At 60.6% G+C, this 23,977-nt stretch carries 19 protein-coding genes and 1 tRNA gene; 9 read left to right on the plus strand and 11 right to left on the minus strand.

Going from position 1 to position 23,977, the window contains the following annotated elements:
* On the plus strand, window positions 1-1,077 hold the full coding sequence (locus J2T57_RS16485) for an EAL domain-containing protein (RefSeq protein ID WP_253481246.1): 1,077 nt from the start codon (window positions 1-3) through the stop codon (window positions 1,075-1,077).
* Here the strand turns inward: J2T57_RS16485 and J2T57_RS16490 are convergent, their stop codons facing one another.
* The 3 genes from J2T57_RS16490 to pepN form a co-directional block, all read right to left on the minus strand.
* Window positions 1,078-2,184 carry an enoyl-CoA hydratase/isomerase family protein gene (locus tag J2T57_RS16490; protein ID WP_253481249.1) on the minus strand — a complete coding sequence of 369 codons (1,107 nt, stop codon included), beginning with the start codon at window positions 2,182-2,184 and terminating at the stop codon, window positions 1,078-1,080.
* Between the two features lie 86 nt (window positions 2,185-2,270).
* The gene (locus J2T57_RS16495; protein ID WP_253481252.1) at window positions 2,271-4,361 is read right to left on the minus strand and encodes a carboxy terminal-processing peptidase; all 2,091 of its coding nucleotides are present in this window, start codon (window positions 4,359-4,361) and stop codon (window positions 2,271-2,273) included.
* A gap of 61 nt (window positions 4,362-4,422) precedes the next feature.
* Window positions 4,423-7,053, minus strand: a complete 2,631-nt coding sequence (gene pepN, locus J2T57_RS16500) for an aminopeptidase N (RefSeq protein ID WP_253481272.1) — start codon at window positions 7,051-7,053, stop codon at window positions 4,423-4,425.
* A gap of 194 nt (window positions 7,054-7,247) precedes the next feature.
* Here pepN and J2T57_RS16505 point away from each other — a divergent pair, with 194 nt between their 5' ends.
* Entirely contained in the window at window positions 7,248-8,096 is an 849-nt protein-coding gene (locus J2T57_RS16505; protein ID WP_253481275.1) for an alpha/beta hydrolase, read from the plus strand.
* A 6-nt stretch (window positions 8,097-8,102) separates the two neighbouring features.
* Here J2T57_RS16505 and J2T57_RS16510 read toward each other — a convergent pair whose 3' ends face one another.
* From J2T57_RS16510 to J2T57_RS16535, 6 genes are all read right to left on the minus strand, one after another.
* Complete coding sequence (locus J2T57_RS16510; protein ID WP_253481293.1) at window positions 8,103-8,627, minus strand: DUF934 domain-containing protein; 525 nt, start codon at window positions 8,625-8,627, stop codon at window positions 8,103-8,105.
* Complete coding sequence (locus J2T57_RS16515) at window positions 8,611-10,269, minus strand: nitrite/sulfite reductase (protein WP_253481296.1); 1,659 nt, start codon at window positions 10,267-10,269, stop codon at window positions 8,611-8,613. The genes J2T57_RS16510 and J2T57_RS16515 overlap by 17 nt, the downstream gene beginning before the upstream one ends.
* 124 nt (window positions 10,270-10,393) lie before the next feature.
* Window positions 10,394-10,852, minus strand: a complete 459-nt coding sequence (locus J2T57_RS16520) for a DUF6231 family protein (protein ID WP_253481315.1) — start codon at window positions 10,850-10,852, stop codon at window positions 10,394-10,396.
* Window positions 10,853-10,875: 23 nt separating this feature from the next.
* Window positions 10,876-11,556 (minus strand): hypothetical protein, encoded by a 681-nt coding sequence (locus J2T57_RS16525; protein WP_253481317.1) that lies wholly within the window; start codon window positions 11,554-11,556, stop codon window positions 10,876-10,878.
* A complete protein-coding gene (locus J2T57_RS16530) occupies window positions 11,553-13,214 on the minus strand; it encodes a VWA domain-containing protein (RefSeq protein ID WP_253481319.1) in 1,662 nt (553 codons plus the stop codon). The genes J2T57_RS16525 and J2T57_RS16530 overlap by 4 nt, the downstream gene beginning before the upstream one ends.
* 160 nt (window positions 13,215-13,374) lie before the next feature.
* Window positions 13,375-14,148, minus strand: coding sequence for a ParA family protein (locus J2T57_RS16535; RefSeq protein ID WP_253481321.1), 774 nt, complete (start codon window positions 14,146-14,148; stop codon window positions 13,375-13,377).
* A 162-nt stretch (window positions 14,149-14,310) separates the two neighbouring features.
* Between J2T57_RS16535 and J2T57_RS16540 the strand changes: the two genes are divergently transcribed.
* Both J2T57_RS16540 and J2T57_RS16545 read left to right on the plus strand, forming a co-directional pair.
* Window positions 14,311-15,375 carry a quinone-dependent dihydroorotate dehydrogenase gene (locus tag J2T57_RS16540; protein WP_253481323.1) on the plus strand — a complete coding sequence of 355 codons (1,065 nt, stop codon included), beginning with the start codon at window positions 14,311-14,313 and terminating at the stop codon, window positions 15,373-15,375.
* Window positions 15,376-15,431: 56 nt separating this feature from the next.
* Window positions 15,432-15,519, plus strand: a tRNA-Ser gene (locus J2T57_RS16545).
* 223 nt (window positions 15,520-15,742) lie between these two features.
* Here J2T57_RS16545 and J2T57_RS16550 read toward each other — a convergent pair.
* Window positions 15,743-16,666, minus strand: a complete 924-nt coding sequence (locus J2T57_RS16550; protein WP_253481325.1) for a LysR family transcriptional regulator — start codon at window positions 16,664-16,666, stop codon at window positions 15,743-15,745.
* A gap of 119 nt (window positions 16,667-16,785) precedes the next feature.
* On the opposite strand from J2T57_RS16550, the gene J2T57_RS16555 reads away from it, so the two are divergent.
* The 5 genes from J2T57_RS16555 to J2T57_RS16575 all read left to right on the plus strand — a co-directional run bounded on the left by J2T57_RS16555 (window position 16,786) and on the right by J2T57_RS16575 (window position 22,322).
* Window positions 16,786-17,844 (plus strand): TAXI family TRAP transporter solute-binding subunit, encoded by a 1,059-nt coding sequence (locus tag J2T57_RS16555; RefSeq protein ID WP_253481327.1) that lies wholly within the window; start codon window positions 16,786-16,788, stop codon window positions 17,842-17,844.
* A gap of 77 nt (window positions 17,845-17,921) precedes the next feature.
* On the plus strand, window positions 17,922-19,856 hold the full coding sequence (locus J2T57_RS16560) for a TRAP transporter permease (protein ID WP_253481330.1): 1,935 nt from the start codon (window positions 17,922-17,924) through the stop codon (window positions 19,854-19,856).
* A 16-nt stretch (window positions 19,857-19,872) separates the two neighbouring features.
* The gene (locus J2T57_RS16565) at window positions 19,873-20,937 is read left to right on the plus strand and encodes a carbon-nitrogen hydrolase family protein (RefSeq protein WP_253481335.1); all 1,065 of its coding nucleotides are present in this window, start codon (window positions 19,873-19,875) and stop codon (window positions 20,935-20,937) included.
* 423 nt (window positions 20,938-21,360) lie between these two features.
* Window positions 21,361-21,975, plus strand: coding sequence for a ketopantoate reductase family protein (locus J2T57_RS16570; RefSeq protein WP_253481338.1), 615 nt, complete (start codon window positions 21,361-21,363; stop codon window positions 21,973-21,975).
* Window positions 21,930-22,322, plus strand: coding sequence for a ketopantoate reductase family protein (locus tag J2T57_RS16575; RefSeq protein WP_253481969.1), 393 nt, complete (start codon window positions 21,930-21,932; stop codon window positions 22,320-22,322). The genes J2T57_RS16570 and J2T57_RS16575 overlap by 46 nt, the downstream gene beginning before the upstream one ends.
* Window positions 22,323-22,634: 312 nt before the next feature.
* Here the strand turns inward: J2T57_RS16575 and J2T57_RS16580 are convergent, their stop codons facing one another.
* Window positions 22,635-23,966 carry an alpha/beta hydrolase family protein gene (locus J2T57_RS16580; protein ID WP_253481358.1) on the minus strand — a complete coding sequence of 444 codons (1,332 nt, stop codon included), beginning with the start codon at window positions 23,964-23,966 and terminating at the stop codon, window positions 22,635-22,637.
* Between the last annotated feature and the right edge of the window lie 11 nt (window positions 23,967-23,977).

Consider the following 23,977-nt stretch of genomic DNA (forward strand, 5'->3'; position numbering starts at 1 on the left):
ATGGCTTGTACAGGTTGCGAAATCATCCCGGTTCCGGTGTACGCAGGCACGTTGGTGCTGGCGCCGAACTTGCCGCATACGCGCAAGAAAATGGTGCGGATGCTCGCCAGCGAGGGTTTCGACTACCAGCATCTGGAAGGCGATAATCTCGGCATAGCGTTGGAGGATCGCGGTGAGGCCCTGATGGCCTGTCTGTCAGCGGTTATGTCGCCCACGGAGCAGGAAGCCTGTCGCAGCGTTGTCGTGCGTGACCCACGGGATTTCGCGCTCGCACAGTTGTCGCAGATTCGTCCGCTGCGTGCCCTGATATCACTGGCTGACAGCGCATGGTTGCTGGAACTGATGCGGCAGGAGCGGATTCTGGTCCACTATCAGCCGATCATGTCAGTCTCGGATGCCACGGTGCCCGTTGCCTATGAGTGTCTGGCGCGGGGGCGGAGCGAGACCGGGGAACTGATTCCCCCCGGCAAGCTATTCGGAGCAGCGCGGGAAGCGGATCTGCTGCATCACCTGGATCGCCTCACCCGGGTAGCGGCCATCGAGCAGGCTGGCCAGCACGGCCTGCGCACCCCGCTTTTCATCAACTTCAACCCCACCAGCATCTATGATCCGGCCTATTGTCTGGCCACCACGATCAATGCGGCGCATCGCTCCTCCCTGCCTTCATCCAACTTCGTCTTCGAAGTGGTTGAAAGCGATGCGATTCAGAGCCCGGACCACTTGCTTGGCATACTCAGTGTCTATCGCGAGGCCGGATTCCCCGTCGCGTTGGACGATCTGGGTGCCGGCTATGGTTCACTGAACCTGTTGTCCCGCCTGCGGCCGGATTACGTAAAGCTCGACATGGAGCTGATTCGCAACGTGGACTCCGACCGCTACAAGGCCAATCTCGTCCAGGGGATCATCCGCGCAGTCAAGGACAACGGCGGCAAGGTCATTGCCGAGGGGATCGAAACCGAGGCGGAGTGGCACTGGGTGCGCGATAGCGGTATAGACCTGGTCCAGGGCTACTATTTCGCCCGACCAGCCGCGCCCCCACCGATGATGGAGCGCCTGCCGGCCCATCACAGGGCATGATCAGTGTCTCCCCAGGTCATCCAATGGGCCGGCGCCAGCCGGCCAGGGACGGATGAAGTATTCCGCCAGTTCGGTGCGGTCAACGTCTTCCAGTCGGGCCGGGGTCCAGTGCGGATCCCCGTCCTTGTCCAGCAGCAGTGCACGCACGCCTTCGGGGAAGTCACTGTGCTTGCAGCAGCGCATGGCGATGACCAGGTCCATCTGCAGGACTTCCCGCAACGACATCCTCCGGCAGCGCGTGAACTGCTCCAGCACCAGTGCGAACGTGGTGGGCGAGCCATCCGTCACCCGGGTGTTGCAAGGGGCAAACCAGTTATCGTCCTCGGCCGCAGCCGCCAGCGCGTCGCGAATCGGAACCGGATCGCGGTGATCGGTAATGGCGTTGATGCGCTCCAGTCGTTGCAGCATGCCGGACTGGGCGCCGGCGCGATGCTGCGCCCGCAGGAACACGCTGAGCGCTTCGTGATTGGCTGCGGGATCGTCACTGAAAGCCAGGGTAGGGAGGCGACCCAGCACGGTGCCATGGCGGTCGGCAGCAATGCGATAGTCGGCCAGCCCGCAGCTGACTGCGTCGTCGGCGCCCAGCCTTGCTCCAGTCAGCCCGCAGAATAGGCCGAGCCGGCCTGGCATGCGCTGGAGAAACCAGGCGGCGCCGACATCCGGGAACAGGCCGATGCCGATTTCGGGCATGGCCAGCAAGGCGTCATCGGTCACCACCCGGTGACTGGCGCCCTGCATGAGCCCGAGTCCGCCGCCCATGGTCACGCCATGACACCAGGCCAGAATGGGCTTCGGGTAGGTATGCAGGGCATAGTCCAGGCGATACTCTTCGCTGAAATAGCGTTCGGCTCGGGTGAGATCGCCGCTCTTGATGGCGGTGGCCATGTCCCGGATATCACCGCCGGAGCAGAAAGCCCGATCGCCGGCGCCCTGCAGGACCACCATTGCGATTGCCGGGTCCTGCGCCCACTCGTCCAGTTGCGGCTGCAGTAGCGAGATCATGGCATTGTCCAGCGCATTCAGCCGGCGACTGTTGTTCAGCGTCGCCACACCGATCCGATAGTGGCCGGCGGGAATGGTATCGAATAGCACGGGGGCGTCAGACATGGACGGGCTCCTCTTCTTGTTATGCGTAGTCATAAATGAAAAAACCGGGAACCTCCAGGAGGCTCCCGGCTTCGGGCAGGCCGTATTCAGTCAGCGGCGAGTTCGGCGCTCCAGCGGCGTGCCATTGATGGCGAACGGTGCACCAGGAAAAGATCCGTGGTGATATCCGCCGTCGACTTCAGCAACACGTCCGGCTCGTCGTCGGCCATGCGCAGTGCGTCGAGGTCGGATAACGGCTCAAGCCCGTAGACTGCGCGGCGCTCGTTGGCCTTTTCCAGTTGTAGGGCGTTGGATTCGTCGCGTTCGGAACGGCGCCGCTCGCGATTGAGCGAGACAACCGTTCGATTGGCAACCGTATTCTGCTTTTCAAGTTCGGCAACCAGTGCCTGGAAACCGGGGTCCTGGCCGCTACGTTCCTCGTGGCGCTTCAGCAGCAAGGGCAGCAGGCCGCCCAGATCACCATGGCTGGAATAGTTGGCCTCGCGAATTTCGTCCCAGGGCAGTGCGTTCTCTGCCGCACTCTCACCCACGGAATCGCTCCGCGCACGACTCGGGAAGTGCAGATCGGGCTCTACGCCGCGCTTCTGCGTGCTGCTACCCGACACCCGATAGAACTTCGCAATGGTGAGCTTCAGTCTGCCGGCCTCGGTATTCTGGTTGCTGGTGAAGCGATTCAGGTCTACCAGGCTCTGCACCGTACCTTTGCCGAATGTCCGCTCACCAACCACGATGCCGCGCCCGTAATCCTGAATGGCTCCGGCAAAGATCTCTGACGCCGACGCGCTGAAGCGATCCACCATGACTGTCAGCGGGCCCTCATAGGTGATGCCGCCATCGCGATCGCGCAACACTTCGGTGTCACCGTCACTACGGCGAATCTGGACCACCGGGCCGCCGTTGATGAAAAGACCTGTCAGGCTTGCGGCCTCCTGCAATGAGCCGCCGGCATTGCCGCGCAGGTCGATCACCAGGCCGTTGATGTCCTCTTCCGCCAGTTCACCAAGCAGACGAACCACGTCCCGCGTGGTACTGCGGTAATTTTCGTCCCCGGCCTGCGCCGCGGCGAAGTCGGCATAGAAGGCCGGGATGGTGATCACGCCAATGCGGTAGGTGTCGCCGTCGCGCAGCACTTCTTCGATGCTTTTCTGGGCGGCCTGCTCCTCCAGAGCCACCTCATTGCGCACCAGCGGAATGGTTCGGGGGGCTGCATCAGAGCCCCCTGAAGCGGGAAGTACCCGCAGCCGGACCTCGGATTCCTTGGGGCCGCGAATCAGGTCGACCACGTCGCGCAGTCGCCAGCCCACCACATCGACCATATCCTCGCCTTCCTGGCCAACACCGATGATGCGGTCGCCCGGCTGCAACTGGCCGTCCTGTGATGCCGGACCCCCGGGGATGAGTTCCACCACCTCGGTGAAGTCCCGGTGCGTGCGGAGCACGGCGCCGATGCCTTCCAGCGACAGCTGCATCTGGATATCGAATTCACGGCTATTGCGTGGTGACAGGTAGCTGGTGTGCGGATCGAAGGCCCGCCCCCAGGCGCCCATGAACGCTTCGAACACGTCCTCCGGGCCCGAGCGCTCCATGTTCTTGGCCATGCCTTCGTAGCGACTGTTCAGCAGATCCATGGTCTGCTCTTCTTCCTCTCCCGCGAGGAGGAGGGTGAGCGCATCGTGTTTGATGCGGTCACGCCAGACCCGATTCATGGTCTCGGTGTCTTCAGCCCAGTCCGCTTCGGAGCGGTCCAGGTCGATGGAGCGATCGGTGTTCAGGTCAAAGCCACCCTCGAGCACGCTCAGGGCGTGCTCGGTCCGCTCGGCAGTGCGTTCCCGCAGACGATTGAAGATCGCGTAGGGAATGGACAGGTCACCGTCCAGTAGCATGTCGTCGAGGCGCTCCCGGTAGGCATGGAATTCCTCGATGTCAGAGGCCAGGAAGTAATAGCGGTCCGGGTCGAGCTGATCAAGGTAGGTATCCATGACCCGCGCCGACAGGCGGTCATCGATAGGCTGCTTGTTGAAATGCTGATAGGTCAGTAGCTTGGCGATCAGTCTCGCCGTTTCCGGGTGCTGCCGCTCCGGGGAGAGCGGCGTCATCGATGCACTCGCCAGGCTGCCGGCGATCAACGCCAGGGAGAGCAGGAGAGCAACCGGCAGGGCAAGTATGAGTCGGCGCATGGGCGTCACCTGTGATGTCTGACTTACGGCTTGAGTGGTCCTGGCCAGGATGCCCGGCCGTTCAGGCCTGCAGGCCCTTCGAAACCACCTCGAACACGTCTTTCGACAGCTTATGCGCATTTCCGATCCGTTCCAATTCCCGGCGCATCCCTTCCCGGGCGGATGGAATCTGTCGCTGCCAGCGGGTCAGCGGTAATAACATGCGCGCCGCCACCTGGGGATTGATGGCGTTCAACTGCAAAACGGTGTCCGCAAGCAGCCGATAGCCGGCACCATCGGGCCGATGAAAACGCAACGGGTTGCCCTGTGCGAAGGCGCCGATCAGGCTTCTCACCCGGTTCGGATTGGTCAGGCTGAAGTCAGGGTGCTCCATCAGCTGTGCAATCAGCTCAGGCGTATCCTCGCGCAGCGACATGGCCTGCACCTGGAACCACTTGTTGACTACCAGGTCGTCGTTGCGCCAGCGATCGTGGAAATCGGCCAGTGCTGCAGCGGCTGCGTCGTTGTCCGTGTGAGCCAGCAAGCCGAGCGCACAGAGGCGATCCGTCATGTTCGCTGCGTTCCGGTAGTGATCGCGCAGCAGGTCCTCGACATCGTCTCCCCGGGCCAGCAGGCCAAGTGCCGTGCAGGCGAGGGCGCGTCTGCCCATGCTTGCCCCATCCATGGCCTGATCAGTTCCCCGGTTTTCGCGGTAGATCGTCTCGAGGTCGGAACCCAACTCGGCAATGATGTCGCGGATGCAGGCCTCGCGGACCCGATGAATGGCCTCGACATCGACCTCGGCAAGCTGGTCGGCGATATAGGCTTCACTGGGTAGGGTCAACGCCTCCGCCGCGAAAGCAGGATCTTCGCTGGCCCGACGAAGCACCCCGTCCAGGGCCGAGAGCAGATGCTCATTTGCGACGTGAGCCGGGGGCTCGGCCCGGCCCAGGGCGGCCAGCATCAGCTTGGTCGCCAGCTGCTGTCCGGCTTCCCAGCGCGTGAATCCGTCGGCATCGTGGGCGGCGAGCAGCGCGAGTTGCTGATCGGTGTAGTCGTATCGCAGGCGAACCGGCGCGGAGAATCCCCTGAGCAGGCTCGGCACCGGACGCTCGGACACCTGCTCGAATACGAACTGCTGCTCATGACTCGTGATCTCGAGCAGCCGTTCGAGGGGCGCATCGCTGGCAGCACTGTCAGCCAGATGCAGTGCCATGGAACGGCCACCCTGATCCAGCAGCCCCATGACCAGGGGCAGATGGAAGGGGAGTTTTTCAGCCTGTCCCGGCGTTGCCGGGCAGCTCTGCCGTACGGTCAAGGTGTAGCGCTGTGCGGTCGCGTCGTAGTCGTCCTGCACCTCCAGCACAGGCGTTCCAGCCTGGCTGTACCAGCGCGAGAATTGGGTAAGATCGCGATCATTGGCATCCGCCATGGCGGCGAGAAAGTCGTCGCAGGTCACCGCCTGCCCGTCATGGCGCTTGAAGTAGAGTTGCATGCCCCGGTAATAGCCCTCGGCACCCAGCAGGCTGTGGTACATGCGGATGACTTCCGAGCCCTTGTTGTAGACGGTAGCTGTATAGAAGTTACTGATATCGATGTAGGAATCCGGTCGAACCGGATGCGCCAGGGGGCCGGCGTCCTCCGGGAACTGGGCGGCCCGCAACGTGCGAACTTCGCCGATGCGCTTGACCTCTGCGGAGCCCTGGTCAGCGCAGAACTGGTGCTCGCGAAAGACCGTCAGGCCTTCCTTGAGGCTGAGCTGGAACCAGTCGCGGCACGTCACGCGGTTTCCGGTCCAGTTATGGAAGTATTCGTGGGCGATCACGGCTTCAACGGTCTCGAAGTCCCGGTCGGTGGAGGTTTCCGGGTCAGCCAGCACGCAGACCGTGTTGAATACGTTAAGCCCCTTGTTCTCCATGGCGCCCATGTTGAAGTCGTCCACCGCCACGATCATGTAGCGATCCAGATCGTACTCCAGCCCGTGGGTGCGCTCGTCCCACGCCATGGCGCTTTTGAGTGCCGCCATGGCGTGATCCGTCTTGCCGGTATTGTGGTGTTCGACGAAGATCTGCAGCAGCACATCGCGCCCGCTGGCGGTGACGAAACGATCCTGGTGGCATGCCAGGTCCCCGGCGACCAAGGCAAAGAGATAGCTTGGTTTGGGGAAGGGGTCGTGCCAGCGCACCCAGTGGCGGCCATCGTCCAGGTGCCCGGCATCCACGCGGTTACCGTTGGACAGCAGCACGGGATAGCTGTTCGGATCAGCGACGATGGTGGTGGTGTAAACCGCCATTACATCCGGGCGGTCAGGGAAATAGGTGATGCGGCGAAAACCCTCGGCCTCGCACTGGGTGCAGTACATGCCGCCACTCTTGTAGAGCCCTTCCAGTGCAGTGTTGCGCTGTGGATGGATCTCGGTGCGGATCTCCAGTTCGAACTGGGCGGGGAGGTCACGGATACGCAGAGACTGATCGTCGACTGTGTAGCGTGCTGCTGGCAGCGGCTGGCCATCAACACTGATTTCGAGCAGCTTCAGCTCGTTGCCATCGAGTAGCAGGTCCGCGCCAGGTTCTCCGTCACTGGCACGACACTGCAGGCGGCTGCTGACAATCGTGCCATCGTCGTTCAACTCGAAGCGAAGGTCGACGGTGTCAACGAAGTGACTGGGGGCGTTGTAGTCGGCCCGACGGATGGCGGCTGGCTGATTACTCATGGATGCTCCTGGTTCCCGCGAGACCGACGATGGTAGCATGCCGCCGCCACAGTAGCGGGCGGTGGGCGGCGTGATTGAACTGTGATTCAGTCGCCTGCGATCCATTCGCGCTGGGGATAATGTTTCGCGTATGGTTCGCGGGCAGCATTGTTGCTTTCCGACTGACAACGAATAGTGGAGAGGAGTTTCGGCGTATGTTCCATGGCTGGTTCGGCTATGCCCCCGCAGGTAGTCAGCATCCGCGGCTTGAGGTGATCAGTCGCCAGCCTCGCCGTGACAGGCGCTCGCCGCCGCTGCTCTTCGTCCATGGGGCGTACGCCGGTGCCTGGTGCTGGGACGAGCACTTCCTCGATTATTTCGCTGCACTGGGCTATGAGACCCACGCTGTCAGTCTCCGCGGCCATGGCCGCAGCGAGGGTAGTGAATCCTTGCACTTTCACGGTGTTACCGACTATGTCGAGGACGTCGCCAACGCTGTCGCCGGCTTGAAACGCACGCCCATACTCATCGGCCATTCCATGGGTGGCTTCGTGGTTCAGAAGTATCTGGAAAAGCATCCTGCCCTGGCGGCAGTGCTGATGGCCACCGTGCCGCCAACCGGCCTGGGTGCATCGGTTGTCAGAATGATGACTGGCGACCCGATGCTTTTCACCCAGATGTCATTGATGCATGCCCTGGGGCCTGATGCGGTGGATGCCCGTTCCGCCGGCAGAGCGGTATTCTCGGACAATCTCGATGAACATCTGCTGGCAGCCTATTCGCGGCGTATGCAGGCGGAATCGCAGCGTGCGCTCATGGAAATGACCTTCGGTAATACGCCGCAGCCCATGGGCATGCGTCAGCTGCCCATGTTGGTGGTTGGTGCCGAGGATGACGCGCTGTTCTCCACGGCGGATATGGAAGCCACGGCCACGGCGTTTGGCGCCGAATTACAGATGGTGCCCGACATGGCCCATGCCATGATGTTGGAACGGGATTGGGAGCGAGCCGCCGCACCGATCGCCGAATGGCTGGCGACCAGGGCCGATTCCGTCCACGGATGAGTCCGATCAGCTTTCCACCGGGGTTGTTGCGCTGACCCGACGCTTGAACCTGGGTAGGCGCGGTGCCTCGTCATTCTGGTAGTGAGCCGAAAAGGCATCGAATGCGGCCAGCGCCTCGGTTGCCTCCGAAGAATCCCCCGCAAACAGAAAACTGTCGATGCCGACACGCTCCATGTAGGAGAGCTGGTCGTGCTGCACGTCGCCCACTGCGCGCAACTCGCCCCGGTAGCCGTAGACTGATCGAAGCAGGCGTGCGTGGGAGTAGCAGCGACCGTCCGCCAGGGTGGGGAAACTCAGAGCGATCATCGCGACCCGCGAAGCCTGGGGCCCCAGCTCTTGAATGGGCACATCGCCATCCACGAGTATTCCCAGGGTATCTGGCTTGCGCTCCGCGAGTCCCGGCCACTCGAGAATCCACCTGTCCCAGGGCAGAATGATGGCATCTGACTCCGGGAGCGGCTCGTCCTGTTCGAGAATGCGCCAGGCATCCCCTTCGTCGACCAGTCGTCGGGACTTAATGAGCGTTGGCATAGGCCTGCTCCTTGAATGGCTGTATACCGACCCGCCGGTAGGTGTCCAGAAAGCTTTCCTCGCCTTCACGAAGGGCAACGAACGTATCGAGTAGCGCTTCCAGCGTATCCACCACCTGGTCCTTGGGCACTGCCGGGCCGATACGATCGCCAAGAGCAGCGGCATCGGCCGAAGAGCCACCCAGGGTAAGCTGATAGAACTCCCGGCCTTTCTTGTCGACGCCCAGCACGCCGATATGGGCGACGTGGTGGTGGCCGCATGCATTCATGCAGCCGGACATGTTGATCCGCAAGTCGCCGAGATCGTAGAGGTAGTCGAGATCGTCGAAACGCTCATGGATCGCAGCCGCTACATCAATGGAGCCGGCGTTTGCAAGGCTGCAGAAGTCCAGGCCCGGGCAGCAGATCATGTCCGCAGCGGTGCCGATATTCGGTGTCGCGAGGCCCAGGGCGTCCAGATCGCGCCATAGCCCGTCTAGAGCATCCAGCGGTACATCCGCCAGCACCAGGTTCTGGGTGTGCGTGGCCCGCGCTTCGCCGAAGCTGTAGCGATCCGCCAGGTCTGCAAGACCTTCAAGCTGTATATCGGTGATGTCCCCCGGCGCAATGCCGGGCTTCTTCAGGGACACGAAAACGATGCGGTATCCGTCGCGGCCATGTTTCCGGGTGTTGCGTGCATACCAACGCGCAAATGCCGGATCCGTTTCCAGCAGCGACTGCACGCCGCTGGCGTCTACATCGTCACGATAGGGTGGCGGCGCGAAGTGCGCTGACACGGTTTCGATATCTTCAGGCTCCAGCGTCAGCTCGGGCTGTTCCCGCAGGTGCTGCCAGTGCTCCTCAACGCGCTCACGAAATGCCTCGACGCCCATGGCACGCACCAGAATCTTGATTCGGGACTTGTACTTGTTGTCCCGTCGCCCTAGCAGGTTATAGACGCGGAGTATGGCCTCCAGGTACGAGAGCAGATGGCGGAGAGGCAGGAAGGGCCGCAAGACCTCGCCGATAATGGGCGTTCGTCCCAGCCCACCGCCGACAAGGACTTCGACACCCAACTCGCCGTTGTCGTCGCGGACGAGACGGAGGCCGATATCGTGGACCTGTGTTGCCGCCCGATCCGTCCGGGAACCTGTCACCGCAATCTTGAACTTGCGGGGCAGATAGGAGAACTCCGGGTGCAGGGTGGCCCATTGCCGGATCAGCTCGCAGTAAGGGCGTGGATCCGCCACCTCGTCGTCGGCGACCCCCGCCAGATGATCCGAGGTAATGTTGCGGATGCAGTTGCCGCTGGTCTGGATGGCATGCATCTGCACTGATGCAAGATCAGCAAGTATGTCGGGCACCGACTCCAGCGTTGGCCAGTTGAACTGAATGTTCTGCCGGGTGGTGATGTGGCCGTAGCCTCGATCGTAACGACGTGCGATGGAACCCAGCATCCGCAACTGGTCACTACCCAGCAGTCCATACGGGATGGACACCCGCAACATGGGCGCGTGTCGCTGTATGTAGAGGCCATTCATCAGGCGAAGCGGGCGGAACTGGTCCTCCGTCAGCTTGCCATCGAGATAGCGCCTGGTCTGGTCGCGAAACTGGACGACGCGTTCATCTACCAGCGCCTGGTCGTCACTGTCATATCGATACATGGCGTACGCCTTCGTTCCCGCGTCAATGGAGGATGTCCTGGGCGGAGACAGTAGCAAGCCAGGCTTATAGCAAAAAGGAATACTTCAGAATAAGAAAAGGCGGTGTGGTTATGAGGGCGCGGGACTACCAGCGGAATTTGTCAAACAGATCCGGATTTGCCCAGTTCCTCGCGTTCAACCAGTCTGGCGTGGTCTTGTAGGTGGCGATGTCGAAGCCGAAGAACTCGGCCGTTCCGGCGTGATCCCTGCCGAGGCGCGTGAAGCCGAAGGCGATCAGATCCCGCGGCTGCCAGCCGTGCTCCGGCTGAAGGCTCACGATGACCCGGCGTGCGAACAGGTCGCGCAAGCCGGCAAGCAGGGCTTCGCCGTCGCGGCGTTCCAGTTGCTCAAGGGTGTCTCCCACCAGGACGAGATCCTGCATGCCCAGCGTTGCAAGCTGCCGGTACGCATCCGCTTCGATCCGCGTGACAGCGATCTCTGGCGTCTTCCCCAATCCGGCCTCGTCCAGGGCAGGGAATTTCCCGACCACGGCCAGTGTTGCCGGTTTGACATCGCCGATCAGCTCGCTGACGAGCCACCGCATATCCTGTTTTTCAGACGGTTCCACTAGTCGCCTCGCGTCGGAGGGGCTTCGTCCGGATCAGCCAGTTGTCCGGACTCCAGTCGATCGATGATTTCCTGGGCCGAGAGTTCCCTCGAGGCGTCCACGTGGACGCCGAACATGGCGGTGTATTCGGCGAAGACCCGGTTCAGTGTCTGGCGGTAGATGGTGACGTCTGCGGCCAGCTTGCGGGTGCGTTCCTGCAGCACGGCAGGCGTAGCGCTAACCGGTATGTCGTCGACAACGTCGGGCTGCACCTCGGGCTTGGCGGGCGTTGCCGCGCTCTCCGCCGTGTTCCCCGGGTCGGAGACGGTTGCACCTTCAATGTCAACGTAGGGCCGTACCAGTTCGTCGACGCGCTCGGGCATCTGCTCGGCAGCTTCGGTATCACGGTTGACGTACAGATCCATGAATTGCTCATAGAACCTGCGTTCTGCGTTGATCACCTCGTTGATCTTGGCCTCCAGGGCGTCGCCCTCGAGTCCGCCACGCGTTGCCAGAGTGTCTCTCAACCATTGTTGGCGGCTGGCCTCGCTCGCCCGTACGCGGTTGAAGAGCTTGTCCGCAGCGGCGCGATCCCGGCCTCGCTTGCGCATTGCCAGTATGCCCACCAGCGCGAGCACCAGCGCCAGAATGATCGCCAGCTCTCCGATAAGGATCATGACCAGCCATTGGGTTTGGGTCATGAGGCGTCTCCTTCCTTGCGTGGCCTGGTCGAATCGTCAAAAGACGGGACCGGTGTGCGACGCCGGAATGCCAGGAACCCGATGATAATGACGCCGAGCAGCGCAATATTGAAGGCGACCAACACGATCACCAGCAGCGGCCGGCCAATTTGTGAAGATCGGGTTTCGGGCGCCGCGACGTCAGGTGCCTGGCCAGGCAGGTGGAACGCGCCGATTTCCACCGCGAACTCCCGTTCATCCGGCAGGCGCCCGTGAGCCTCTACGGTCAGCACATAATCACGTTCGGCGTCAAGATGATCCATGTCCACATACCAGTCCGTGGCGTCCTCGGGCTGGCCAGGTAGTCGAAATCGACTGCTTTCGCCGCGGTCACTGGTCACCCGTGCATACAAGGCTACCGAGGTTGCCCGCGAGCGCTCATCAGGGCTAAGCAGCAGTCGTCGATCCAGGTCCGGATCATCGGGCAGGGGGGCGATCCGCGCCGTTGCGGGTTTCGGCAGAACAACCACGCTGCGCATCTGCTGGCGCTGGAAGGTTCCTGCTTCCACGGTCACGGTTACCCGCGTTGCCCCGCCCCCCCGCGCCTCCTGCTCGGCAAGCTGATAGCGGTAATGATCATCCCGCTGCATGGGCCTGTGAACGGTGCGATCCCCGCCGGGCTGAATCTGCGCGGTCACGCCCAGCGCATCGTGGAAGCCGGTATCGGTGATCGCCGTCTCGCCATCGGTGAGCCAGGCTTCCAGCCCAAGTTCTTCACCGGCTAGCAGATAGGCGGGCAGGCCACCCAGGTGCAGGCGCAAGTCGGTAATGACCAGAACCCGGTTGTCCGGGTCCTCCTCACCGTCGAGCTGCCAGGTGCCGTGCTCCGGGTTCTCAACGGTAATGAGGTCGTAACGCTGTTCGCGGCGCCAGCGAAGCCCCGCATCTCCGGCATCCGCTGGCGTTAGTACCTGCCCATCCGGTGCGGTCAGACTGATTTCGGCGTCGGCAGAGCGAAACGCTACAACCGTCAGTTCGCTAACCGACATGTCCACTACGAATCGATTGCCCTCCAGAGGAACGCGGTCGCGGGGTGTCACGCTGTCGAATAGCCGCAGGAAAAGCCGTTCGAGCTGTTCCGCATCAGCGGTAAGGACCAGTTGCCCGCCGGTGCCCTCGGCGAGAGCCTGCAGGAGCTCGGCATCCACCTCATCGGACAGGCCGACTGCGTGAACGTGGATGCCCGCTTCCCTGATCGCGGGCAACAGCTCTGCAATGATTCGCTGCCGTTCCGTGGCATTTACGGCATCGTCCCGGGAGAGATGCACCTGCCCGTCGGTGAACAGCAGTACATGGCGTGAGGACGCCTCGGTGTCGTCATCGAAGGCGTCCACCGCAGCCTGCAGCGCCGCACCAATGTCTGTGCCATGTCCGCGGGAATGCACGTCATCGGCGATCAGGCTAGCCGCAGCGCGCCACTCGGCATCCACTGCCTGTACGGGCAGGGTGGTCTCCACGGTATCTGCGAAAAACCATATCCCCGTGCGGCTTTGTTCCGGAACAAGCTGTGCCAGCAGGCGAACAGCGGGAACCCGGACATTGGCCGGATCGGTTCGACGCATGCTGGCAGACACGTCAACCAATGCATGAATTGCCGGCTGGCGAGGCACTTCTGCCACGGCCGCGGGCGTTGTCCACAACCAGGCCGACACAGCCAGTGTCAGCAGGAGGAGGGGGCTGAAACGGACAGAACAAACGCGCACACGAACCTCGATCGGCTCCCGGTACCTTACTGCATTATCGGCCCTATCGAGGAAGACTGAATATCAGTGCCCCATTTCAGTGCGACATCAGGGCGTCGTAGAGGCTGGCAAACTCGGCAGTCAGCTTGTGTTTGGGCGCGAGATAGATCAACGGTTTGCAGTGTTCGTGGGATTCGCGGACTTTCACCGAGGCGGAAAGAAACTGCTCCAGCACGGGCTGACCTTCCTCACGCAGGGTATTCACGGCCTGCTGGATGACCTTGGCGCGGGACTGGAACTGATTGACGATGATGCCTTCGACGGTGAGTTCCGGATTGTGGTCAGCACGGATCTCGGCAACGTTGTCCAGCAGCTCGTACAGGGCGCGACGGGAGAAGTCGTCGCAATCAAACGGAATCAGGCAGCGATTGGCGGCGATCAGCGCCGAACGGGTATAGAAGTTGAGAGCCGGTGGCGTGTCTACGTAGATAGCGTCGTATTCGCTCTCCAGGCCTTCCAGCGCTTCCTTCAGCTTGTAGATCTTGTAGCGCGATTCCAGCTTGCCCTGCAGGTTCTCAAGCTCGCGGGATGCCGCCATGACGTGCAGGTTCTCGAAGGGAGACTCTACAATAAATTCAAGCGGGTCCTTCTCATAGAGCCGAAAGCTCAGAACCTGGTCGAAAAAAGGTGCGGTGCCCGCGTCTTCCGGTAGCGCGGTCTCGCGCCCCATCAGGTAGGCGGTGGAGTTTCCCTGGGTGTCCAGGTCCACCACCAGGGTGCGCAGGCCACGGCTGGCACTGATTGCTGCCAGGTTGCAGGTAATCGTCGATTTCCCGACCCCGCCTTTCTGATTGAAGATAACGCGACGCATGATCAAACCCCTGTTCTTGGCGCCGAAGCACAACAGATCGACATTGCACTGCAACAGATCATCGGAGTCTACTGTATGCCGGTGGCGGGGGTCGAGGTGCCGGTCTCGACACTACACCGTACTTGCTTCACCATAGCTTCAGTCTCCTGAACGCCGGCCATCATGATCTATCGCCCATTGCAGTCAATGCTGTCCCGCCTCGACCCCGAGCGTGCCCATGAACTTGGTCTCACGGGTTTGCGCTGGTCGCGCCCTCTGGGCGTTGCGCGCCTGCTCGCCGGTGGCGTCCCGCTGCTTGAAAGGCAACTCCTGGGGTTGCGCTTCCCCAATCCTGTTGGCCTCGCCGCGGGGCTGGACAAGAACGGTGATTGCATTCGGGGCCTGGCGGCGCTGGGGTTCGGCTTCGTGGAGGTGGGCACGGTTACGCCGCGGCCACAGAGCGGCAACCCCAAACCGCGGATTTTCCGCCTGGCCGGGCGGCGTGCGCTCATCAACCGCCTGGGGTTCAACAACAAGGGCGTGGACTACCTGGTAGCCCGCGTTGCAGCGTCTGGCTATCAGGGCATTCTGGGCATCAACATCGGCAAGAACGCCGATACGCCGACGGAACAGGCCGTCGACGATTATCTGTACTGCATGGATCGGGTGTATCCCTACGCCGACTACATCACCGTCAACCTGTCATCGCCCAACACCAAGGGCCTGCGGGATTTGCAGCACGGTGGGTTGCTGGATGAACTGCTGGCCTCCGTCAAGGCTGCCCAGTTGAGACTTTCAGTGTCGTGGAGCCGTTATGTTCCGCTGGTCGTCAAGATATCCCCGGATATGACCGACGAGCAGACACTGGCGCTGGCGCGTGCGCTGGTTGCCCATCATATCGATGCCGTCGCCGCCACCAACACGACATTGAGTCGCTACGGCGTCAACGGACAGCGCCACGCTGACCAGGTTGGCGGCCTCTCCGGCCCGCCGCTGCAACATCGTTCGAACGAGGTCATCCGCCTGCTCGCCGACGAATTGCGCGGCGCCTTGCCCATCATCGGTATCGGTGGCGTGGAATCAGTGGAGGACGCCGTGGCGAAACTCCATGCCGGCGCGAGCCTGATTCAGCTATACACTGGGCTTGTTTACCGGGGCCCTGGGCTCGTGGGGGAAATCGTCCGCGGCCTTCGTGCAAGGGAACGGAGCCTCGGCGACGTACCCGGCCTGGCAGACGCACCTTACTGAGTCAGTTGACGGGCGGGTTGTCACGTTCGAGTGGAATCCGCAGAATAGCCCGCGCAGGAGAGGTGGCTGAGCGGTCGAAAGCGGCGGTCTTGAAAACCGTTGACCCGAAAGGGTCCGGGGGTTCGAATCCCTCCCTCTCCGCCATACATGTTTTTAAATCAAATAGTTAGGATAGATATTTTTATCTGTTCACCCAAGCGTCCATCCGCTTGAAAACGCTTGAAGCCGGTGAATCCGGCCCTTCATCAGGCGCCCCGACAGCCCCAGGCTTCGGGGCGTTTCCTCGTGACCCGCACATTCCCATGCGGATACGTCTCTGCGCACCTGTTCGTCGAGCGGGAGACGCAGAGGAGTGACGCCATCTACGTCATTTTCTTAGGCTGTCGTGTGATTGACGCTGGGCGAAGAACTCTCCCGCGTGGTGCAGGAAGGCCTCCGACACCGCGCGCAGCGGCATCTCCCTCAGGCGGATCGCCACGATGTGAAGCGGGGCGACGGGAGGGCGCAGCGGAACCACAGAAGTCTCTTTTCCATCACATGTCTTGGTAATGGCGGGTATGACATTGATCATCCCGTAGCCGAGACCGTTTCCAGCAAGCGCCCTTAGCATCTCGAAAGACTTGGTCAGGTGTTCCAGACGTGGTTTCAGTCTTCGGATTCGAAAGAGGGAAAGAAAGTATTCCCGCGTCAAAGGAAAATCCATGAGAATCAGGGGCTCAGGAGCAAGCTCTTCCAGATCGATCGATGACCTGTTTGCCAACCGGTGTGTAACCGGCAGAACGGCGTTTGGGGGGAGTTCTGCCAGTGTCGTCGTCTCGAAATCCTCCAGTGACCCTAGGTCGAAGGTGATCGCCACTTCAAACAACCCCCGACGGACACCATCGAGAATGTCTTCCTGATGACCGTCACGGAACACCACGCTGATACCAGGATATTTCGCGCCAAAGCTAGACAATAAGGCCGCGAAATGGATCGGTGCGAGATTTACGAAGCAGGCCGCCCGAAGGGTCCCGGACAACTGACTCCCGATGTGTGAAGCCGCTGCTTGCAACTCGTCAGCCTGTGCAAGTAGTGCCCGGGCCCGGGGCAGGAGTTGTTCTCCGGCCGGGGTGAGAATGACCCCTCGGGATGGACGCCTGACAAACAACTTCTGCCCAAGCGTTGATTCGAAATGGCTGATTGCAGCGGAGACCGAAGGTTGAGAGATGAAAAGGCGGCGGGCGGCGCGTGTCACGCTGCCTTCCTCGGCGACTGCGACAAAGTATTTTAGGTTCTGGAATGAGAAGTCCATAGGACCATACTATGTGAATCATCAGAAAACGCTATTCGCTTTTATGAATGGCCACACTAATCTGAAGTCGAGTGGCCGCCCAACCGAACTAAAAAAAGTCTCGAGGAGAAGTCAGGTCCGTGCCATCGGTAACCTGTAATCGTTTGGGGGAAAGCACCATGAAATGTATGACTCGACTTGCCTGTGCCGCCGCAGTTACGATCGTCCTGGCCGCGCCAACATCAGCCTTTGGCAATCCGGATCGGGTTGAAATCTTGGTTTCACCGAGCGGAAGCGGTCCTTATCTTGCTTGGGCTACCTTCCAGAACTACGCGGGTGATTATACGGACGAATTTAGCTTCGTTGCCGTTGAAACGCCTGGATTCGTCTACAACGTCCGATTCGTTGCTGAATCACCGGAGCTATGGACCAACACCGTTTTCGGTTCTGGTCAGGTCGCCGAATGGGCGGCGGCTGAAGGGCTCGCCCCGTTCTTCCCCAGCGCACTTCCTGCGGCCTCGGATTTCCGGGTTCTCGGGGTCATGAGCCAGACGTCAAATTTCTTCGTCACCCTGGACTCGGCCATCGCGAGTCCGGACAATTTCTCCGGCAAGCGTGTCGGGACGGGGCTCATGACTCAGAACGAGTGGGGCATGCATCACCGCATCCTGCTCGATCACTGGGGTCTTACGCCCCGGTTGGCGTCATTCAACGCCCTCGGCGCCAACGAGAACATTGATGCAATGCTCGATGGTCGATCGGATGTCGGTGCCCTCGTCGTTCATTCAGCCAAGGACTTCCGCGCAAACCTTGAACCACAGCCGTTTCGCGCTCTGGAGAGCTCCGGCAGGTCTTGGCACTACGTCAACGTGCCAGAGGAGAAGATCACGGACTTCATTGAAGAAACCGGGGCGCCATTCCTGCTGCGCCGTATTCCCGAAGGGACCTTCACCAACCAGCCCGAGGAACTCACGACCTTCGGCAACTTCATGACTCTCAGCGCTCACAAGGACTTTCCCGAGGATCGCGCCTATGAACTGGTGCGAATCTGGATGGAGATCGGTGAACAGATCGGTGAATACAGCGCCATCGCCAGAATCTGGGACCCGGAATCCATTTCCGAGCTTGCGCGGGTGTCTCCGGAGATGATCCACCCCGGCGCAATGCGCGCATTCCGAGAAGCAGGATTGGTCGAGTGACCTGACGGGCGTCGGGGGGCCGCCGCAGTGGCGGTTCCCCGCTGTCTCGCTCAGGACGACTTCTCGGAGATCCTTCCATGACAAGACTTCTGGATTCGGTATCGCACCGGGCCGCGCGGTGGGCGGCGCACTTGCTGGTACCAGCCGCGCTGGTATTCATCGGCTATCAGATGCTGACCGTTTGGGTCAGCCTGCACGGGTCCATGCAGCACTACACCGTGCACCTGACCGGTGTTCTGCTGCTCGCCGCCGTGATCGCCGTCATCGATGGCCCGGACATGAGAAAGGCCGCCTGGTCGAAGGCGCTGCACGTGCTGGCCGCCGTGACCGCGGCGCTGGTCGCCATGATCGCCGGGTGGTTCCTCTACACAAACCTCGGGACGCTCGAGTTCACGCAACCGTTCATCGACGCGAAAGCTCTCGTCATGGGCGCGCTGCTGGTGCTGGCCGTACTGGTCCTGACCTGGCTGTTGTGGGGCTTTCCCCTTGCGGCTCTCTGTGCGCTGGCGGTGGCTTATTTCGCCTATGCCCACCTGATACCGGCGACGTGGGCTCCGTCACACACCCGTCCGAACTTGCTGGTCAGCACGCTTGCGGGCTACGGAGGGCCAAGGGGCCTATTCCGTTTCATGCCGCTTTCCGCCGACATGATCTTTCTTCTCCTGGTCTATGGTGGGCTGCTATACGGCGCCGGCGTAATCGGGATGTTCGCCGATGTGGGTCGCGCAATCGGCAACTTCTTTCGCGGCGGAATCGCCTATTCAGCCATCGTCGCTAGTTCCCTGATCGGAATGGTGACGGGCCAGGCGGTGAGCAATATCGCCCTGTCGGGTGGGATGACCATCCCGTCAATGAAACAGTCCGGATTCACGAAAGAGCAGGCTGGCGCCATTGAGGTTCTTGCTTCCACCGGTAGCCAGTTGTTGCCGCCCATCATGGGATTGGGCGCCTTCCTTATGGCGGAAATTCTCGGCGTGGCCTATTTCGAGATTGTGAAGGCGGCGATTATTCCCGGGCTGCTTTTCATCGCGACGATCATGATCGGGGTGTTCTCGCTGGTGGGTTCGTCCGAGTCGATTCCCTATGAGCGCCAACCGGTGGACTGGGACCGCATTCTCTGGATCATGCCGTCCTTTCTCGTCTCCCTCTCCGTGCTCGTGGGGCTTTTGTATTTGCGTTATTCGCCGGCCATGGCGGGATTCCTTGGCATTGCCTCATTGATGGTTCTGACCTTCCTGAGGCCTGGGCGCTATCGGCCCGAGCTCCACCAGCTTGCGGGCGGGGTCAGGGAAGGCATTCGAATCGCCATCTATCTCGCTCTGATGCTTGCGGCAATCGGGCTTGTTGTCCAGACACTGTCCACCACAGGCGCGGGCATTTCACTTGGGCGGAGCATTTCGGCCATTGGCGGTGGCTCGCTGCCGCTGACACTGCTACTCGGAATGGCCATTGCCCTGCTGATTGGCATGGGTCTGCCCACGCCCGCCGCCTATGCCCTGATTGCCATTGTCGTGGTACCAGCTCTCATCGATGTAGGCCTGGCGCCGCTGACCGCACATATGTTTGGCTTCTACTTCGCAATCATGTCGACACTGACACCGCCCATCGCGGTCGGCGTGCTCACGGCGATGCGCATTTCTGGCGGCACGTTCATTGGCACTACAGTGCAGTGCTTCATGCTCGGCCTTGTTTGCTTCCTGATTCCCTACGCGTTCGTTGCGCATCCGGAGATACTGAGCCCATCGGAATTCGGGTGGGGTGGTGCACTCGCGCTGGCGTTTTTCTTTGTTGCAACCGCTCTGACGTCGGCCGCGGTGTACGGGGCGCTGGGCCGTCGATTGCGGCAATGGGAGCGCGTTCTGGCGGGTCTTGCAGGCCCGCTGGCCTACCTCGTCTATCTGGCGACAGGCAATGTCATTGCGGGGGGTGTCGGACCGGTGCTGCTGATCGCGTTCCTGGCTGCATCGTACCTGGGCGGTGGCGTAGACCATCGTGGCAAATTGCGTGCTTAATAAAGAGAGGGTGTGAATGATGAACGGAAAGGTCACGCGACAGCCGGAGGGCACTTTGCGTGTGGGCGCCGCCCATGCGGCATCGGCCATGCTCGATGCCGAGGCGGGTGTACGATCCGCGCAGCAATGGATCCGCATGGCATCGGAGTCCGGGGTGAAGCTGCTGGTTTTCCCGGAAAGCTTCATCCCCGGGTTCCCGTTGTGGAATGCGCTGTTCAAGCCAATCAATGGGCATGAATTTTTCATGAGACTCGCGCAGTCATCGTTGTTGGTCGATGGCCCAGAGATTGCTGCTATCTCAGAAGAGGCGCGACGTTGCCAACTTCATGTCTCGCTGGGTTTCACCGAACGCTCGCCCCACAGTCCCGGTTGCCTTTGGAATAGCAATATTCTCATCGGGGATGATGGGCGCGTACTGAACGTGCACCGAAAACTGGTACCGACCTTCTACGAGAAGCTCAGTTGGAACCATGGCGATGCAGCTGGCCTGCGCGTAATCTCGACCCGCATTGGACGGATCGGATCGTTGATCTGTGGCGAGAACGGCAATCCTCTGTCCCGTTATGCGTTGATGGCGCAGGGGGAGGAGATCCATACCTCCAACTATCCGCCAGTCTGGCCATTCACGGACCCCCGTGAAAGCGGTGGGTACGACCTGACGGAGGCAATCAGAACCCGCGCTGCGGCGCATGCGTTTGAATCCAAGACCTTCGTGATCGTCAGTTCCGGTTTTCTTGACGAGGCATCAATCTACGTCATCGCGAACGGCGATGACGAGGCCGAAGCCATCCTCCGCGCATGTCCCCGGTCGGCGTCGATGGTGGTCGGGCCATCCAATGACGTGCTGAGCAGCATCTGCAGGGACGAAGAGGGCTTGGTGCATGCGGACGTCAACCTTGCGAGTCTCCTGCCTTTGAGGCAGCACCACGATATGGCGGGGTATTATAATCGCATGGATCTCATTCGAGTCACCGTCGATCGCCGCCGGCCCGAGCCCTTGACCGATGCAGTATCGGATGATGAGAGCGCTGGCTGCTTTGGCGGCAGAGCGGAGGCGACGCCGGTTAGCGACGACGACTAAGGTCAAACTCATTGCGACCAAGTTGCGCTAACCAGTGCCTTGCAAGAAATCCGCGAAGCTGCTGATCGACCTTGCAGATATACCGCGCCGTCATTTCGTCCATCAATTCCCACGCCGTCCGGTACGGCGACTTTGTGAAGGGTGGCAGCAAGTTCCGCCTGATTTTCGGCGGGAACTTTATGCGTGGCATGGTGGGGCTAGCCGGCAAGCTAGGAACTTCCGACGGTCCCTCCTCCGCCCCGACACAGCGCGGCCGGACCTGATTCTGGGGGAGGGTCACAGCCTAGGTTATCGGACGCCACATGAGACAAGCTTACCCTAAGAGATCAATATCAATCTGAGGCCAGATTCCAGGAATCAGTGGTCCGATAAAGTCAGGCAGGTCACCATGTCGATTGCAAAGACGACTTCAGAGGAGCACATATGCACTTCGCGGTGATTGGAGTGGGTGGGGTAGGTGGGTATTTCGGCGCACGTCTTGCGGAAGCGGGTCATGACGTCACCTTCATTGCCCGGGGTGAGCAGCTTCGCGCTTTGCGGACGCATGGCTTGCGAGTGACCAGCCACAAGGGTGATCTGCATCTGTCGCCAGTTCATGTTGAAGCGGATCCGCAGGCGGTTGGAGTGGTCGATTGCGTCATCGTCGCGGTCAAGGCCTGGCAGGTTGCGGACACTGGCCAAGCCATTCGCCCCATGGTAGGCGAGAGAACGATGGTGTTGCCTCTCCAGAACGGAGTGGAGGCCTCGGATACCTTGGCCGCGATTCTCGGCGAGGAGCCGGTGCTTAATGGCCTGTGCGGGATTCTCGCTTGGCGCGACGGTCCTGGCCACATCCGCCATTTCGCCATCGAGCCCGTCGTTAGGTTTGGAGAGCGGAATAATGAAAGAACCGCGCGGATTGATGACTTGCAGCGGGCATTCGACGTCTGCGTCGGCGCGGTCGCAGAAGTGCCGACGACATTCGAGTTGCCCTGTGGCACAAGTTTCTTCTCATTTGCGCGAAAGGCGGCGTTGGTGCTGTCACCCGGGCGCCTATAGGCATCACGCGCACTCTTCCCGAAACACGGGAAATGCTGATCGCTCTGTTGGAAGAGATTGCTGCTGTGGGTCGGGGGCTATGGGTGCGGTTGCCGCATGACGCCGCATTGAGGGCTCTGCGCCAACTCGATACCCAGCCGCCCGAGGGGACCGCCTCCATGCAGAGGGATATCGCCGAAGGAAAGCCGTCCGAGCTTGACCAGCAGACCGGTGCGGTCATCCGCCTCGGCCGGCAGGCAGGAATCCCGACGCCCGCCAATGACTTCGTCTATGCCGCATTGCTGCCCCAGGAGCGGGCGGCGAGAGAGAGAGCGGGCCTTGCGATGTGCGCGCAGCCGGATAACTGACGTCCATAATTCGGCGCAGCGTGTGTCGTTGCGGGGCATGCTGGGATATGTTCAGGGGGCGCTGGGAAAGCGGTGTTTCTGCCGCAACAACTGCAAGCTGATCCTGCGCCGCCATTGTGAATCGGCTTCGGGAGCTCGCGTTACTCCAGATGGATGAGCCCTACAGTTGGCTGTCCCCAGCGAGCGATCTTCCTCTATGCGTCGCGCGGCTTTACCTAGCAACCGTTATGATGCCGGGTTACCAAGAGCAGAGCGGCGAGCGCGCACGTTGAAACTCAACGGAACCTTCGCCGCCCCGCAACCCTCACGACGTTACGCGTTATTCAAAGCTTTCTGGTCTATCTGGAACTGATCAGCGAGCCAATCCATCATGTACTCCTGTCCAATAGTTGGGTTGTCATGCTGACAGTGGTCGGCGCCTGTCTCTTCCTCGGAGACAAACTTGATTGTCACGTTGACGCCCATCTTGGTTGCGTAGTCATACAGCTTTGAAGCTTGTTTGACGCCCAATACATCGTGCCCGCCATGCACAATTAGATACGGGCATTTCATGTTTTCAAGCACTCCATCCAGCGTGAAGTTCACGAGTTTTTCGCGTGATTCATGCACATCCTTGGAATTGGTGACCCAGTTGATATGGTCGACCAAACCGTGGTCGTCGGAACGATTCTGCCAATTCTCGTATACACTCCAGTTGCCGCCGTGAGAAATTGTCGCGGCCAACCGCGGCTCGCAGGAACCGGCGCGTGCGGCGTAATAACCGCCCATGCTGGAACCAGATACGGCAATACGGGAGAGATCGATATCATCCCGTGTTTCGAGGTAATCGATACAGGCCCCAACCGGGACCTCATAATCGTAGCGGGTGTAAATCTTTTCGCGGCGAATTGTTGCACCTTGTCCGGGGCCGTCCACCAGCAGGCAGGAAATACCACGATTCATGGCCCCTCGCGCAACCATGAAATAAAGCTCTTCCTTAAACGAATCAAGCCCGCCAAATGAAATGAGCACGGGTTGTTTGTCCCCGCCCCGCGGCGATTTCAGATAATACGCATGTAGATGTTGGCCATTTTCGTACGGGATGAGAACCTTCTCAACCTTTGGATTGAAATGCCTGCCGGCCTTCTGGAAGCAACTTTCGCACTTGTCAAACGTTTCCATCCGACGGGGGTCGTCGCTGGGAAGCCAGAACTCCGCGTTCCTGTAATAATCCACTGCGCGAATCCAGCAGTTCTTTGCGGTTTCGATATGTCCGTTTGTCTCAGCTTGATCGCCGCGCTTTCTGTTTTCTTCCGCAACTCGATACCACTCCTTGTGCCAGCTTTCCTTGTCGCCTGGTATCATCCGACTTGCGGCAAGAAAACACTCGCTTATCGAGCCGCCGCCTTCTTGTGTTTCACCAAGCCCTCGCCGGAACTGGTAGGACATCCAGTGATGTTCCGGCCAATGTTGCCAGCCGAATGGTTCATATTTAGGGCATTGGTGGTCGTGCTTATCTTTCTCGCTATTCATGCTAGCTCCTTTCGGTTTGGTAAGACATTTTTTAAAAATGATTAATTTCAATGGCGCGTTTCGTCTTTTCTGATTTTTGGCGATGACCGTTTTTTCTTTATCGTGCTGTTGAAGTAATTTTTCAGATACCACATAATTCTCGT

This window comes from Natronocella acetinitrilica (assembly GCF_024170285.1).
Taxonomy (GTDB): domain Bacteria; phylum Pseudomonadota; class Gammaproteobacteria; order Nitrococcales; family Aquisalimonadaceae; genus Natronocella; species Natronocella acetinitrilica.

Coding starts and splice junctions, on each gene's coding strand:
- J2T57_RS16535 (WP_253481321.1), bottom strand. CDS start 14,148: ATGCGTCGCGTTATCTTCAATCAGAAAGGCGGGGTCGGGAAATCGACG.
- J2T57_RS16505 (WP_253481275.1), top strand. CDS start 7,248: ATGTTCCATGGCTGGTTCGGCTATGCCCCCGCAGGTAGTCAGCATCCG.
- J2T57_RS16510 (WP_253481293.1), bottom strand. CDS start 8,627: ATGCCAACGCTCATTAAGTCCCGACGACTGGTCGACGAAGGGGATGCC.
- J2T57_RS16515 (WP_253481296.1), bottom strand. CDS start 10,269: ATGTATCGATATGACAGTGACGACCAGGCGCTGGTAGATGAACGCGTC.
- J2T57_RS16485 (WP_253481246.1), top strand. CDS start 1: ATGGCTTGTACAGGTTGCGAAATCATCCCGGTTCCGGTGTACGCAGGC.
- J2T57_RS16520 (WP_253481315.1), bottom strand. CDS start 10,852: ATGCGGTGGCTCGTCAGCGAGCTGATCGGCGATGTCAAACCGGCAACA.
- J2T57_RS16490 (WP_253481249.1), bottom strand. CDS start 2,184: ATGTCTGACGCCCCCGTGCTATTCGATACCATTCCCGCCGGCCACTAT.
- J2T57_RS16495 (WP_253481252.1), bottom strand. CDS start 4,361: ATGCGCCGACTCATACTTGCCCTGCCGGTTGCTCTCCTGCTCTCCCTG.
- J2T57_RS16560 (WP_253481330.1), top strand. CDS start 17,922: ATGACAAGACTTCTGGATTCGGTATCGCACCGGGCCGCGCGGTGGGCG.
- J2T57_RS16565 (WP_253481335.1), top strand. CDS start 19,873: ATGATGAACGGAAAGGTCACGCGACAGCCGGAGGGCACTTTGCGTGTG.
- J2T57_RS16570 (WP_253481338.1), top strand. CDS start 21,361: ATGCACTTCGCGGTGATTGGAGTGGGTGGGGTAGGTGGGTATTTCGGC.
- J2T57_RS16525 (WP_253481317.1), bottom strand. CDS start 11,556: ATGACCCAAACCCAATGGCTGGTCATGATCCTTATCGGAGAGCTGGCG.
- J2T57_RS16550 (WP_253481325.1), bottom strand. CDS start 16,666: ATGGACTTCTCATTCCAGAACCTAAAATACTTTGTCGCAGTCGCCGAG.
- pepN (WP_253481272.1), bottom strand. CDS start 7,053: ATGAGTAATCAGCCAGCCGCCATCCGTCGGGCCGACTACAACGCCCCC.
- J2T57_RS16540 (WP_253481323.1), top strand. CDS start 14,311: ATGATCTATCGCCCATTGCAGTCAATGCTGTCCCGCCTCGACCCCGAG.